Here is a 14,436-nt window from a genome sequence, read left to right as displayed (position 1 = left end):
TTCTATTTTCCGGCTTTTGTCAGTGCTCGTCTTTAAGGTTTCTGCATCCGCTCCATCCGGGCGGATGCGGAAACCGCAGGTGTGCGCTCGGGGAGTTGCATGCAATTCGATCAGGTCACTGCTCTCACCAGCCACCCGGCATGGGTGCTGCTGCGCGCGGACAACGCCGCCTTGGTGCTGTCCTTCTGCGGCACGGTATTCGTCGAGGAGAACGCGCGCGGCGTGCCCGAGAGCGTGCTGGAGTCCCGGCTGGACGACCAGCTCTACCTCCTCAACGAGCGCGAGCCCGGCTCCTTTCCCCGGTCCGCAGCCGCCTACCTGGCGGAGTGGACGAAGAGCGGCTGGCTGCGCAAGTACTACCCGCCCGGCGAGGACGAGGCGCACTTCGATGCGACCACGGCCCTGGAGAAGGCCGTGGCCTGGGTGCGGGATTTGCCGGCACGCTCGTTCATCGGGACAGAGTCCCGCCTGAACACCGTCGTCACACTTCTTCGGCAGATGGCCTTCGGGGCGCAGACCGACCCGCAGGCGCGCATCGACGAACTGCGCCGGGAACGTGATGCACTCGACGCCCAGATCGCCCGGCTGCTCACCGGAGAGGTGGAACTCCTCTCCCCGCTCGCCCTGCTGGACCGCTACCAGCAGGTGGAGAGCACCGCGGTCGAACTCCTGCGGGACTTCCGTGAGGTGGAGGCGAATCTGCGGGAACTGGACCGGCGGCTGCGCCGGCAAGTGGCAACCGCGGAAGGCGGAAAGGGCGAGCAGCTGGCCGCCTTCCTGCTGGAACGCGACGAGATCGCCCAGTCCGACCAGGGACAGAGCTTCCAGGCGTTCTTCGACTACCTCCTCTCCCCACGCCGCCAGCAGGAGCTGCGGGAACTGCTGCAGCAGGTCACCCAGTTGCCGCAGCTGGAAGGCAGAACCGACCGGACCCTGCTGAAGATTCCGTTCGCCTGGCTGGAGGCGGCCGAAAACACTCAGGACACCGTCCGGCAGCTGACCGAACAGCTGCGCCGTTTCCTGGCCGACCGAAGCCGGGCAGAGGACCAGCGCGTGCTCGCGCTGGTGCGCTCCGTCCAGCGCCACGTCACCGCCCTGAGCGACATGGCGGATCTGCCCGGAATGGAGCTGGAGATGCCCCAGGCGGGCATTGCGCTGCCGATGGAACGCCGGCTGTACATGCCGGTCGAACGCGTCGAGTTGGACACCACCACGCAGGATCCTCCCGACGACACCGAGGCGGACCTCACGGAGCTGTTCGCCGGCATCCACGTCGACACCGAGGTTCTGGCCGGCCACGTCCTGGACGCGGTCGCCGCGAGCCCGAACGGCCAGGCGGCCCTGGCCACTGTCGTCGACGACCACCCGCTGACCCTGGGGCTCGCGGAACTGCTCGGCTACTTCCGCATCCAGCATCCCGATCTGGACGTGAGCGTGGACCCAGAGCGCACCGATGTCCTGGTCTACCCGCGTGTGGGGGCACCGGGCCACGCCCGGGCCGAGGTGCCGCATGTGACGTTCGTACGCCACGAGGGCGGCACGGCCGCCGGAAAGGCCGACCCGCGATGAGCGACACCCTCACCGCCCCCGTGGTCCACCTGCTGAAGGCAGGCGTGCTCTACCAGGGCGACGCCCCGCTTGTGTGGGAGCAGATCCTCGCCCAGCAGGCGGCGATCGGCGACTACCTCGGCGTGATCGGCCTCGATGTCGTCATCGACCGCGCCGAGGGCTACGCCTATGTGCGACAGCAGGACAGCGAAGCCCGGGACGACGGGACCGCCGTGCCGAGGCTGGTCACCCGCCACCGACTCTCCTTCCCTGTCAGCCTGATGCTCGTCCTGCTGCGCGGGCGGCTGGCGGACAGCGACGCCGGCTCCGACGATCCGCGCCTGGTGCTGACCCGTGAGGACCTGGTCGAGATGGTCCGCGGCTTTTTGCCCCCACGCGGCAACGAAGCCCAGCTCGTCGACCAGATCGACGCCCACATAAGGAAGCTCGTCGACCTCAAAGTACTGCGCCCGACGAAGCAGACCGCAGCCTACGAGGTACGGCGGCACCTCAAGGCCCTGGTCGACGCCCAGGTTCTGGGAGATTTCAACGACCTCCTCGCCACCTACCGCAGCGCTGTCTCCACCACGGTTAAGGACGACGCATGACTCTCACCACCGGCCCGGCGGCGCTCATCCCCCGCCAGACGGCGTCCAGCCCGGCACCCACCTACGACACCGGCCCCGGATTCCGGCTCGCCCGCCTGGAGGTGCTGAACTGGGGCACATTCCACCGCACCACCCGCACGTTCGCCATCGAGGGGCACAGCGCGCTGCTCACCGGCGGTGTGGGCTCGGGCAAGTCCACCCTGGTGGACGCAATCACGACACTCCTCCTGCCCGCCCACAAGATCGACTACAACAAGGCGGCGGGCGCCGACGCCAAGGAACGCGACCTGCGCTCCTACGTCCTGGGCCACTACCGGAACGAACGTGTCGAAGCAACGGGCAGTACCCGCCCCGTGGGGCTGCGCGACCACACCTCCTACAGCGTGATCCTGGGCGTCTTCACCAACTACGCCCTCGATACCCACCTCACACTCGCGCAGGTCTTCTACTGGACCTCCCCTACCAGTACCGGGCAGCCGGAGCGGTTCTACCTCACCGCCGAGCACCCGATGTCCATCGACACCGACTTCACCCGCTTCGGCACCGACATCTCCGACCTGCGTCGGCAGCTGAAACAGCGCGGTGCCACCCTCCACGGCAGTGCGTACACGCAGTACGGCAAGGCGCTGCGCCGCGGCCTGGGCATCCCCGGCGAGCAGGCCCTGGAGCTGTTCCACCAGACGGTGTCGATGAAGGCCGTGGGCAGCCTGGACGAATTCGTCCGCGAGCGGATGCTGGAGCCGTTCGACGCCCAGGCGGCCGTCGACAAGATCGTCGCTCACTTCGACGCGCTCACCGCCAGCCACAGCGAAGTGGTGCGGGCCCGCCAGATGATCGAAGGCCTGGCGCCGATCGTGGAGGCGTGCGCCCGGTATGACACCCTCCAGGAAGACCTCACCATCCTGGAAAGGCGCCGCAGCGCCGTCCCCGCGTTCTTCGCCCGCCACCGCCAGCGCCTCCTCGCCGCACGCCACACGGCCCTGCGTGCCCGCACGACAGAACTTGAGGAATTGCAGTCCACCCGCGCGCGGCAGCTGGAGCAGCTCCGCGGTGCGGCCGACGGCCTGCAGCGCCGCATCGACGGCGCCGGCGGGGAGAAGCTCGTCCTGCTGACCAGCCGGATCGATGAGTTGGGCCGCGAACGCAAGCGGCGCCGCGACCGCGCCACCGAGTACAACGACTGGCTCGCGCAAGCAGGCATGGCCCCGGTCACCGACTCCGCCTCCTTCCGCGAGCGCACGGAGCAGATCGCCGCCGCCCGCACCCGGGCCGGGGAACAGGAACGGCAGGACCGCGAGGAACTCGACGGCCTCGCCGTCGCGCGCCGTGACAACACCGCCGCGACCGACGAGATGCGGCGCGAGATCACCAGCCTGCAGCAGCAGCGCTCCAGCATCCCCGCCCATCTGCTGGACCTGCGCCGCGAACTCGCTTCCGCCACCGGCGTCGGCGTCGACATCCTGCCGTTCGCCGGCGAGCTGATCCAGGTCCGCGACGACGAGGCTGCCTGGGCCGGCGCCGCCGAACGCGTCCTGCGCGGATTCGCCCTGTCCTTGCTGGTCCCGCACACCCACTACGACGCGGTCTCGTCCTGGGTCAACGGCCGTCACCTGGGACTCAGGCTCGTCTACTACGCGATCCCCGCCCATACCGCGAGCACCACGCTGCCTGACGACCGCACCCTGCTGACCGGCAAACTCGACCTCAAGTTCGACAGCTGGGCCCGCGACTGGCTCGCCGCGCGGCTGCGCTCGCGCGCCGACTACCTGTGCGCCGAAGACCTGGAAACCTTCACCCGCGCCACCCGGCCCGCCGTCACCCGGCAAGGCCTGGTCAAGGCCGGCGGAGGCCGCCACGAGAAGAATGACACCCACCGCATCGACGACCGGCGCAATTGGGTGCTGGGCTGGAGCAACCAGACTAAGCTCGACGCCCTCCTCGCCGACGCCGACCGCCTCACCCGCGAGAGCGCCGCCCTCACCGCCGCCACCCGCGAACTCGAGAAGCGTCAAAGGGCCCGCGCCGGAACCAGCGGCGCCCTCACCCTCCTGGCCAGCGTCACCGCCTACGCGGAACTCGACTGGCCGGCCACCGTCGCTGACATCGAACAGCTCGAGCGGCAAAAACGCACCCTGGAGGCCGAGGCAGGCCTGGACACGCTCACCGCGCAGCTCCAGCAGGCCAAGAACGACATCAAGCAGAGCGAGGAGACCCTCGGCCAGGGCCAGGAAGAGCTGGGCGCGCTGCGCCACGACACCGAGGGCACCACCACGCTGCTGGAGAAGACCACGAACCTGCTGGCGAAATGCGACCTCGACGCCGTGGCGGAGCACGAGACAGCCCTGGGCAGGTTCCTGCCCGCGGTCGGCAGCGACGACAGCCGCCTGGAGGACCTGGACATAGCCGAGCGCGACGCCGAAGTACAACTGCAGCGCACGATCGGCAGACGCAACGACACCCTGCGCCAGGCGAGCAACCAGGCGATCGGGCTGATGACCGCCTTCCGCGGCAGATACCCGGCCCACACCACCGAACTGGACAACTCCATGGGGTCCGTCGCCGGCTACAGATCGCTGCACCGCCATCTCACCGACGAGGACCTGCCTCGCTTCGAGCAGCAGTTCCTCCTCTACCTGCGTACCAATGTCATCCGCGACATCGCCTCCTTCCAGGGCCGGCTCACCGCCCAGGAGCAGCAGATCCGCGAACGCATCGACGTGATCAACGACTCGCTGGCCGGCATCGACTACAACCCGGGCCGCTACATCCGGCTGAACGCCGCCCCAACGCTGAACAGGGAAATCCGCGAATTCCAGCACGACCTGCGGGCCTGCAGCAGCGAAGCGCTCTCCAACGACACCGGCGACGCCTACACCGAGGAGAAGTTCCTCCAGGTCAAAGCGCTCCTCGATCGGTTCAAGGGCCGCGCCGACCACACCCGCGTCGACGCCGGGTGGACCGCCCGGGTCACCGACGTGCGGCGCTGGTTCGTCTTCTCCGCCAGCGAGCTCGACCGCGGCACCGACACCGAGCACGAGGTCCACCCCGATTCCGGCGGCAAGTCAGGCGGCCAGAAGGAAAAGCTCGCCTACACCGTTCTCGCGGCCTCCCTCGCCTACCAGTTCCGCATCGACCCCACCACCACCAAGGCCAAGACCTTCCACTTCGTCACCATCGACGAGGCCTTCGGACGCGGAGACGACTCCTCCGCCCACTTCGCCCTCGACCTGTTCCAGCGTCTGGGCCTGCAACTCCTTGTCATCACCCCGCTCCAGAAGCTGCACGTCATCGAGCCCCACGTCACGCGCGTCGGCTACGTCGACAAGCCCGACGAGACCTGCTCCCGCCTGGTCAACCTCACCATCGAGGAGTTCCGCGCCCACAAGCAAGCGGCCCGGCAAGCCCACCAGCGGCCGGCGGAGCAGTCATGACGCCGGCCGCGTGGACCCGCCCCGAGGACGTTGTCGAGACCCTGCGCCGCAAGTGGACCAGCGGCCGCTACCTAGCCGCCGCCGCAGGCGGACACCCCTTCGAACCCATCGCGGTGCCGCTCAAGGGCCCGACCGCGGCCGACACCCTGCACCACTACGAACAGGCACTTGCCTGGGCGCAGTCCTGGGCCCCCAGCCTTCACCCCCAGCTGCGCCTCCAGACCAGATCCATCGGCGGCCGCAACGGCCTTCCCTCCCACACCGTGCCGGCCCGGGCCTGGGTCGACACCCGCCCCGCTCTGTGGGCCCTGCTGGGCGTCACCGCCGAGGTCGACCGCTTCCACACCCTGTACGAGCACACCGCACTCCATGACCCCGGCCTCGCCCGGTGGATGGCCGACCACCCCATGAAGGTGCTCCTGCGCACCGCGGTCTGGCACCAGCTCGTGCGTACTGTCTGCTGGATCCGCGACCACAGCGCCGAACAGGTCTACCTGCGCGAGATCGACGTCCCCGGCGTGGACACCAAGTTCGTCGAGACCCACAAGGCGATCCTCGCCGAACTCCTCGACCACGCCCTCCCCGAGGACCGCATCGACGCCGACGCCCCGAAGAATGATCTCGCCGCCCGCTACGGCTTCCGCACCAAGCCCATCTACATCCGCCTGCGCTACCTCGGCGCCTCTCCCCTGCCCTTCAGCGAACTCACCGTCCGAGCCGAGGAACTGGCCGACTGGTCCCCCAAGGTGCGCACCGTCTTCGTCCTCGAGAACGAGATCACCTATCTCTCGCTGCCGCCGGTCCCCGACGCCATCGCCATCCTCGGCTCCGGATACGCCGCTGCCCTGCTGCGTCACCTCCCCTGGCTCGACGACGTCGACCTCTGTTACTGGGGCGACATCGACACCCATGGCTTCGCCATCCTCGACCAGGTCCGAGGACGCTTCCCGCACACCACGTCACTGCTCATGGACCGCGCCACCCTCCTCGCCCACGAGTCCCACTGGGGCCAGGAGAAGACTCAGGCACGCGGCGGCCTGACACACCTCACGCCCGAGGAGGCCCACCTCGACCAGGACCTGCGGACCGGCGCCTACCGGCCGCACCTGCGCCTGGAGCAAGAGCGCATCACCATCACCGCCGTGCGAGAGGCTCTGACGCGGCACCGGGGGTGACACCCGGGGCTGCGGACACCGGACGACCGCGGGGCAGGACCGTGGCCGCTAGCGAGGCCACACCCGCGTCCGTCCGGCCGGGCGGCCCGCAGTTCCGTGATAACGCCGGAAACAACCGTCCGGCCAGCGTGATGGCCCGCCCGGGCCCGGCTACCGAGGCGGTCCATCATCGGCCATGCCCGCCTTCAGCCACTGCCAGATCAATTCCCTGGCTGGGAACTGTTCGACGGTGTTGAGGAGATAGTCGTGGTTGATGCGATCGAACGCGGCGGCCAGTCGGCGGCCAGTCCCACTGGCGCTTGGCAGCCTTGCCCTTCGCGGTGCTGAAGATAGCCTGGATGGCGTCGTGACAGCCGCGGTCCGGCCGGAATCCGTAGGAGCGCGAATGCCGGCTGACAGCTGTCGTGGACAGCTCGCTGGGCCGGACTGCTACTGATCGTCCTGGCGGTAGGCGCGGGCAAGGAGCCCCGCGAACGCAGCAGCCCGCTCTACGCTGTATCGGCCGCCTCGGATCTGTTGAAGCAGTGCACTACCTACCTGTTGGGGCGTGAACCCGTTTCTTGCCAGCTCCTGAACGATCTCTTCAAGGGGCGGTGGTGCGTACCTGTGGGCACGCTCGCTCTCGGCCCCAGGCACAGTTCCGGCAAGGACGGGCCTTTGATCAGCTGATGCAGCAGCCTGCAATGGAGCTTCGAAGAGGAGTTGCTGTTCTCTCGGAGCGTTCCCAGCAGGCCGGCTCCGCGGCTGTCTCACATCTCCCGGAAGCAGGTTCTCATCCAGAGGTCTGAGGTCTGGCCTGGCGCGGACCAAGACGCTCTGGCCGAATGACAAGGTGCCCCACACGTATGTGGCCTGGTTGCTCACTGCCGGCGTGTCCGTAGGCGTAAGTGGACCTAGACCGGCCAATGCCGGCCCCAGTGACGTGTGGCCTACAAGGTCGAGCGTGGCCTTGGGAGGGCTCCAGCGGAGCAGATCCGGGTAGGCGAACGTGGCGGCTTCACGCCCCTGGGAAATGTCCCACATGCGGCGTGCCTCGGCATCGATGACCTTGGCATCTTGCACGGTGCCAGGTGGAGGGCCTGCCGTGACGGCGCCGAGGAGTGCGCCGGCCATGGTGGCGATGGTGTCGGTGTCCGATCCGAGAGTGTTAGCGGCGAGGAGCAGGCCGGCTTCGGGTGAGTCGGCATAGGCATGTGCGAGAACCGCGGCAAGCAGGGTGGTGACTGTTCCTGATCCGCGAGTCGCGTCGTTGAAGCCGCCCCACCGCTCCACCAGGGCAGCATAAGTTTCTGCGGTCAGGGGCGATGCGGGGTCATAAGCTTCGAGTGCTGCGCGGCATTCGTGGGCCACGGTGATCGCGGCCGAGCGGAAGTCGATCCCTGCGGCATCCGCCCATGTGGGTAGCCACAGATACGCCAGTTCGTCGTCCTTGGCGATGACGTCTGGAACCTGCTCGAGCCAGTCGATTGCGGGGCGCCACTGCTTGGGGCCGGGCAGTTCGTTGGTGTCCAGGGCGTGAGCCAGCAGAACGGCGTGCAGAACGGCGCCGAGGATGCCCCGGGGGTGGCCGTGAGTGCTGACGGCGTTGCGTACGACGTCGCGGGTGATGTGGTCCCAGCTGGTGAGGTCCCGCGCGGACCAGACATGGGGCTGGACACGCATGGCGGCCCCGTTCCCACCGATGTCGGCATAGCGGGCGGCCTTGGTGGCGAAGATGTTCTGCGACCACTTGGCCTCGACCCGCATCAAGCCGGTGGCTGCCGCTTTGGTCCCACGACCGGCTCCAAGGGCGTAAGCCTGCCAGGCAACGACTTCGATCTTCGCGAAGGCCTCCGCGTCGAATTCCCCGTCACCGCGGATGGCGCGTGAGGTCGCCAGGCGCAGCTGGGTGTCGTCGGAGTATGCGCCTGCGGGGAGAGGCATGTCGCGTCCGTAGCGGCCTCCGATGCGCCTCTTCCATGGCACGGTGGTGGTGACTTCATCCCGTCCGATGCGGCGACGTACGCCGGCGGCGTCGGTCAGTTCGGTGATGAAGCCGAGTGCGTCTCCGTAGGCAGCCCACTGGGCTGAGGCGCGTACTGCCTCCCATTGCATGGCGCTCACCGTAGTCCTTACCTGCCGAACATGACCGGGTCGACGATGATGTCGACCTCATCATGTTCGCTGACGCTGACAATGGCCTCGGCCTTCGCTGCGTCTTCGTCGGTGAGGACGTAGATCCGCTGCAGATGTTCGCTAGAGACGGCCTGCGGATAGAGCACTTCGGCCTGGGGATTCGTCGGGAGGTCAGGCGCTCGGTCGTGGCGCGGCATCGTCTTGTTGAAACCCGCAGGAACGCCGTCGGCGAAGAGGGCTTCAGCTCCGGGCAGCCCCTTCACGGGGGTGATACCGGTGTATCCCATGTTGCCCGGGGCGAACAGGACGCCGGGGTGCGTCATGATCACTGGATCGAAGCTGAGGACAGCCCAGAACAGGTCCTCGTTCGCCCACCAGTCTTCGCTGCTGATCCGGAGGAAGCGGTGGTTGGGCTCACTGATGCTGAGGTTCACGTAGGACCAGTACTGCGGAGCTTCTCTGCGGATCTTGGTGTTCTGGTGGTAGATGCTCTCGAGGTACTGGTCTTGGGCCAAGAGCGCCCTGGCCTTGCAAAGCCGCTGCACGAGGATTCCGAGGAGACCGCGGTTCGTGGTGAAGTGCACCACTTCGGTGATCTTCCGCTCCTGGATGAGCGCGCTGATCCCCTCACTGTGTCTTTCGCCGTCCGATATGGGCGGGCTGGGATCTGTGGTGGTCATACGGCCTTCACCTCGTAGGTGTCCGGATCCATGCAGGCGATGAGGTCGCTGGCCTCGGAGGGCTTGTATGTGATGGTGAGCGTCTTGCGGGCGCGTCCGGCGGACATGGCCAGCAGGCGCAGGTGAGCGTCTCGCTCGCTGTCCCCGGGCTCAGCGGCGTGCGGCATGACCTCGCTGTTAAGGCCGACGATGATGACGTGGTCGAACTCCAGGCCCTTTGCGGAGTGCATGGTCGACAGCGCCACGTTCACCGGGCCGGTGGGCCATTCCCCATTACGGGTAAGTTCGGCCCAGGCCAGCCCGGCGGTGTTTAGGCGCGTCTTGACGTAGTCGAACCAGCCGCCGCCCTTGGCATGGAGAATGGCGACGGACTCGTCGTTTTCCGGACCGAGGTCGTTGAGGAACTGAACGACGTGGTCCATCTGCTGGGTGAAGGTGCCCTGGGCCAGCAAGGGCTTGTCGCCCTCCTCCTCGCACGAGGAAAGATCCGGGATCGCGGCGTCGTCCGTGGTCTCCACGTCGCGCAGCAAAGGGGCGGCGAAGGCGGCGATCTGGCGGGTGTTGCGGAAGTTCTTCGAAAGCAGCTTACTGTTGTGCGGCCCCACGCCCAGGCCAACTTCGGCCCAGGTGAAGCGCTGGGGGTAGATGCGCTGGGCGGCGTCGAGGACGAAGGTGAGGGTGTGCTCGTCGGTAACGTGGTTGAGGACGGCCCGGACCTGGTTCGCGGAGAAGTCCTGGGCCTCGTCGACGACGACCACGTGGTAGGGGGCGTCGGCGCGCTTGGCGGCCATCGCGTTGGCCAGGTCGGACCAGTCCCAGGCCTGCTGCTGCTTCTTCCACTCCTGGAACGGAAGGATCACCTCGCCCAGCAGTCGGCGTCGCAGCGAGGTCGGCATGCGCGGTGAGCGGCCGCGGCCCTGTCGCTCGCACTCGATGTACTCGTGCAGGCTGTCCGGCATGAAGCGGCCTAGAGCATAGTCCACTTCGGAGCGTACGAAGTCGTCGGACAGGGGCAGGGTCGCGGCCAGGGTGTCCAGCTTTCCGTTGCGCTCCCGCTCACGAAGGATCCGCTCGTAGGGCACGTGGTCGGTAGCCCACTTGGCGAAGGTGGAGATCGTCAGCTCGACGTCGTTGCCTTTGATCTGCTCCTCGGTGAGTTCCTCGATGTAGCCGCGAAGCGTCTTGTTGTAGGTGAGGACCAGGACGCGGACCGGGCCGTCGATGAAGCCGTCACGGCGCCGCCGCTGCCAGTACCGGACGGTGAACTTCAGCCGGTAGAGGGCTGTGGTGGTCTTGCCGCTTCCGGCGGCGCCCCGTACGACGAACACCCCCGGCTTGTGATTGTTGATCACGGTGAGCTGCTCACTCGTCGGCTGCGTCGGTCTGAGAACCTTCATCCGCGCGGTCCCTCCCCAAGACTCGCTCCCCCGAACCTGAGACCATGTTAGGAGTGATTGTCGCCAGGCGGGTTGAAGATCGGACAAGCAGTCTGTCAGCACAGTTCCGGATAGCAATACATCTGTCACCCATTCGGGTGATGGGTGCCGAGGTGCATCTCCCTCAGAGATGGCAGGCACTTGGCTGTCCGGCGTGGAGCAGCAGGCTGTCAACGGGCACGTCGCATAACGCCGTCGAGGACCAGTCCGTGCGGCAGCTGCGCCGCCGCGATGACGAGGTCGGGGAAGTGACGCTGGATCAACTGCCACTCCGATACGGCAAGAGCACCGGCGTACCTGGCCGGACCGGGGTGAGAAGCAAGCACCCGTTCGTCGAACTTCGCCTCGAACACGAGCCCGCCAGGCAGGGTGCCGGGGCCGGGGAGTCTCCCGGGCCTGGGCGAGCATCGGCTCCACCCGCGAACGCAGCACCACCAGGTCCTCGCTCCCGGTAGGGAGCCGTGCCGCTCGGGGTCGGCACGGCTCCCCGACAAAAGGGGATCGCAGCCCGCCCGGTCCTGTCAGCGGACACGGCTGCCCCTCCCTGTCGGCGCCCGGACACGGTCCGCGCGACCGACAGGGCTCTCACGGCGATGGTCGCGGGCCCTCAGCCGACCCCGATGGCCCCGACCGTCCCCAATCAGGTCGGCTTCCCCCAGCAGGCTGGCCGCTGACAACCGACCTTGCGCCGGGATCCCGCCATGATCCAGTCGGTTGTCCGGCCAGGATCCAGCACGGCGCCGGCCCAGGGACGCCTGGCACGGTGGCAACTATCCGGGCGGGGAGCACGTCGATAGGCTGCGGCCTACCGTGCACCCCGCGGAACACGCGCCGGCGCCGATGGCTACGCCGCCACGGCCACTCCCCCATCCAACTTCTCCACCTCGACACCGACCTGATCAAGGCCACCAGCATCCAAATCCTCAACTGGGGCCCACCCGCAAGCCGATGATGGCGGGCGCTTGGCCCGAGACTGGCCGTCAGGGCGGGACGTGCACCTCTGTAGAAACCGCAAAACTCGAATCGGTCCGGTAGGGAAACACATGCGCTCTACAGAGGTGGGCTGGTCGGCGTCACTCGGTCGCGATCCGTTCCGCGACGGCACAGACCTCCGACCAGATTTCACTCACTCGAACTTCGTCGAGCGAGACCGTCTCGCTGTATCCGCTGTATCCGTAACCGTTGTCCAGCACGGGCGGACGGTTTCGGGCGCGCCAGGATCGGACGATGGTGTCCTCAACGATCCGAGCGTCGGCGCCGACGGAGAAGCGCATCGTTTCGATCGTGGTCCAGCCGTTCAACCGGTGCTCGTACAGCCGCCTGTTCTTCGGAGAGTCTTCACAGATGCCGATCTTGGCTGCGACAAGGCTGGCCTTGGTGACAAGGTAGAGGAGAGCGGGTCGATGCGGCTTGAAGCCGTTATCGGCGCAAGTCCCGCAAGGCCCTTGGCGCTTGTGAGCGTTTAGAACGGGTGCGCAGTAGTGACCTTTGGCGACACAACGGCCCGGCCATTTTGTCGCGTCGCTCGTGTAAGGGATGTCCGGATCCGGAATGTAACCCCAGGCCTGTGCGCGCTCACGCGCCACGTCATCAGGTAGGCGACGCTTTCCTCCACAGTGGTCGCAGCCCCCTTGCTTGCCATTCTTGATGTTGTCCAGCCGCGGCCCTGGCTGGCAGACCTTCCAACACCGCATGCACCACGACTGCACCGCGGTTCTGACATCAGGTATCTCCACCATGGGCAACATGTGCCCCAGTCTGATCATGTCCGTCCGCCGCTGCTTCGCCCGATTCCGCTTGTTGCAGTGAACGCAGCCAACCCGGCCCTTGGCCGCCAGCTGACGGACGACGCTGAGGTAGGCAGGAAACGGTGCTAGGTGGCCCTCGCAGCTCGGCTGGGTGCAACGCACCTTGAATGGTTTGGAGGTCACTCCCGGGTACGGGTCCACCGGCTCGAGGCCAGAGGACCGTAATTCGAGGGTCGCGGCGACATGATCGAGCTTCGAGCGTTTCACAGCCTGCAGTCTTGCAGAGGTAGGAGTCGTCGACCTCCACGAACATCAGTGATCCCGCCTCCGGGGCACCGCCCCAACCGTCCAGGCCACAGACGAGGTCGGCGGGATCCTCGGTCGCGTAGTGGTGGGAACGTGAGCTACCACGTGCAGCGGTCCGGCAAACCGACCCCTTCTCGGGTGGGGACCCTGTACGTCTGTACGTGCGACGCTGGTCGACACCCTGATGCCGCACGAGTGATTCGGTGCTGCCGGCCCGCCCTGTACTGCGGCGAACAGCCTCCACCTGAACCGATGGCCCTTTGAATTCAGGGTTCTTGCCGGCTCAGCCCAAGATGCTCTTCTGGGCGTCAAACCCCGGTCGCAAAGCTCGCCGGCCGTGCCGCCTCCTCCGCTGACCGGCGCCATGCGCCCGCTCCCCCGTCCTGGGGCATCGCTGTCCTTGCTCACGACTAAGGTCGTCTGTGACCATCGACCGCCTGCGTGTATTGCGAGGTTCCCATGCCTTCCCCCGCTCCGGAGAACCGGGACGAGCTGGTTCAGCACTTCGGTCGTCAGGGGCTGCGGCGATTCGGGCGGGCCAGTTTGTCGGGTGCCCGCTTGCCGGAGGCCACGACGGTGTTCCTGGAGGAGAGCGGCATACCGGTAGGCGTTGCTCCCTACTTCCGCGCTCCGCTTGTTGATGAGCCTGTAGCCCTGGGCGTTGTCGCGTCCCGTTCCGCCGGACCGCGGCCGCATGCCGTTATGGAGAGTTGGCCGCGCATCGGGTTCGACGGTCTGGCGCATCTGTGTGTGCGGCCCGACGGTGCCGTTCAGGCCGTCGTGCTGGAGGGGGTCGCGGATGACATGTTCGTGAACACGGCTGTTTCGACGCTGAGTGCGTCGTTGCTGGCGCTGGACCGTGCACAGCCGCTGATTGCGGGGGCCTCGGGGTTGAAGGAGGCTGCGGCTGTCTTCCGCGACCTGTCTGCGGAGCTGCGACGGATTGATGCAGCGGCCTTCGAGGAGAGGGAGTCCTGGTGGCCTCGTGTCCTCGACGACATCCGGCACACCTTGAACTTTCCTTTCTCTGCTGCGTTCGAGTATGTGGATGCTGCAGGTGCCAAGCAGGTTGTCACGGAGGCCACGGGTCCGGGGCGGCCGCATCCCGAGGAGCTGATCTGGCGCCGCCTTTCCGGGGAGGGTGTGCAGCCTGACCAGGTGCGTCGTGTCTACTGTGAGCTGGAGCCGTGTCTCATGCCCGGCCACTACTGTGCCGTGTGGATGCAGGAGACCTTTCCGCAGGCTCAGTTCACCCACAGCTTCGACTACGGTGCGAGCGCTGCATCGCGCGAAGAGGGACTCAAGGAGCTGATCACGCACGCTGCCGAGCAGGCGAGGCGTGGCTGATGCGGTGGGAACGTCCTGCCGCCGGTCGTGAACCGGCGGCAG

The 14,436-nt window shown here is 67.2% G+C and carries 9 protein-coding genes; 5 read left to right on the top strand and 4 right to left on the bottom strand.

The window, feature by feature from the left end:
* Window positions 1–99: 99 nt before the first annotated feature.
* From AB0K02_RS27195 to AB0K02_RS27180, 4 genes are read left to right on the top strand one after another with little or no spacing between them, the layout of a single operon-like run.
* A complete protein-coding gene (locus tag AB0K02_RS27195; protein ID WP_365995157.1) occupies window positions 100–1,569 on the top strand; it encodes a DUF3375 domain-containing protein in 1,470 nt (489 codons plus the stop codon).
* A complete protein-coding gene (locus AB0K02_RS27190; RefSeq protein ID WP_365995156.1) occupies window positions 1,566–2,156 on the top strand; it encodes a DUF4194 domain-containing protein in 591 nt (196 codons plus the stop codon). The genes AB0K02_RS27195 and AB0K02_RS27190 overlap by 4 nt, the downstream gene beginning before the upstream one ends.
* The gene (locus tag AB0K02_RS27185) at window positions 2,153–5,587 is read left to right on the top strand and encodes an ATP-binding protein (protein ID WP_365995155.1); all 3,435 of its coding nucleotides are present in this window, start codon (window positions 2,153–2,155) and stop codon (window positions 5,585–5,587) included. Before AB0K02_RS27190 ends, AB0K02_RS27185 begins: the two co-directional genes overlap by 4 nt.
* A complete protein-coding gene (locus tag AB0K02_RS27180) occupies window positions 5,584–6,762 on the top strand; it encodes a Wadjet anti-phage system protein JetD domain-containing protein (RefSeq protein ID WP_365995154.1) in 1,179 nt (392 codons plus the stop codon). Before AB0K02_RS27185 ends, AB0K02_RS27180 begins: the two co-directional genes overlap by 4 nt.
* 429 nt (window positions 6,763–7,191) lie before the next feature.
* Here AB0K02_RS27180 and AB0K02_RS27175 read toward each other — a convergent pair whose 3' ends face one another.
* The 4 genes from AB0K02_RS27175 to AB0K02_RS27160 form a co-directional block, all read right to left on the bottom strand.
* Window positions 7,192–8,856 (bottom strand): ADP-ribosylglycohydrolase family protein, encoded by a 1,665-nt coding sequence (locus AB0K02_RS27175; protein ID WP_365995153.1) that lies wholly within the window; start codon window positions 8,854–8,856, stop codon window positions 7,192–7,194.
* A gap of 17 nt (window positions 8,857–8,873) precedes the next feature.
* Complete coding sequence (locus tag AB0K02_RS27170; protein ID WP_365995152.1) at window positions 8,874–9,557, bottom strand: DarT ssDNA thymidine ADP-ribosyltransferase family protein; 684 nt, start codon at window positions 9,555–9,557, stop codon at window positions 8,874–8,876.
* On the bottom strand, window positions 9,554–10,954 hold the full coding sequence (locus AB0K02_RS27165) for a 3'-5' exonuclease (RefSeq protein WP_365995151.1): 1,401 nt from the start codon (window positions 10,952–10,954) through the stop codon (window positions 9,554–9,556). Before AB0K02_RS27165 ends, AB0K02_RS27170 begins: the two co-directional genes overlap by 4 nt.
* Before the next feature lie 1,112 nt (window positions 10,955–12,066).
* Window positions 12,067–12,741, bottom strand: coding sequence for a hypothetical protein (locus tag AB0K02_RS27160; RefSeq protein WP_365995150.1), 675 nt, complete (start codon window positions 12,739–12,741; stop codon window positions 12,067–12,069).
* A gap of 765 nt (window positions 12,742–13,506) precedes the next feature.
* Between AB0K02_RS27160 and AB0K02_RS27155 the strand changes: the two genes are divergently transcribed.
* Window positions 13,507–14,394 (top strand): nucleic acid/nucleotide deaminase domain-containing protein, encoded by an 888-nt coding sequence (locus AB0K02_RS27155; RefSeq protein WP_365995149.1) that lies wholly within the window; start codon window positions 13,507–13,509, stop codon window positions 14,392–14,394.
* Window positions 14,395–14,436 lie beyond the last annotated feature (42 nt).

It is taken from the genome of Streptomyces sp. NPDC049597 (genome assembly GCF_040675505.1).
Taxonomy (GTDB): domain Bacteria; phylum Actinomycetota; class Actinomycetes; order Streptomycetales; family Streptomycetaceae; genus Streptomyces.
This window is presented reverse-complemented; position numbering and strand designations above follow the sequence as displayed.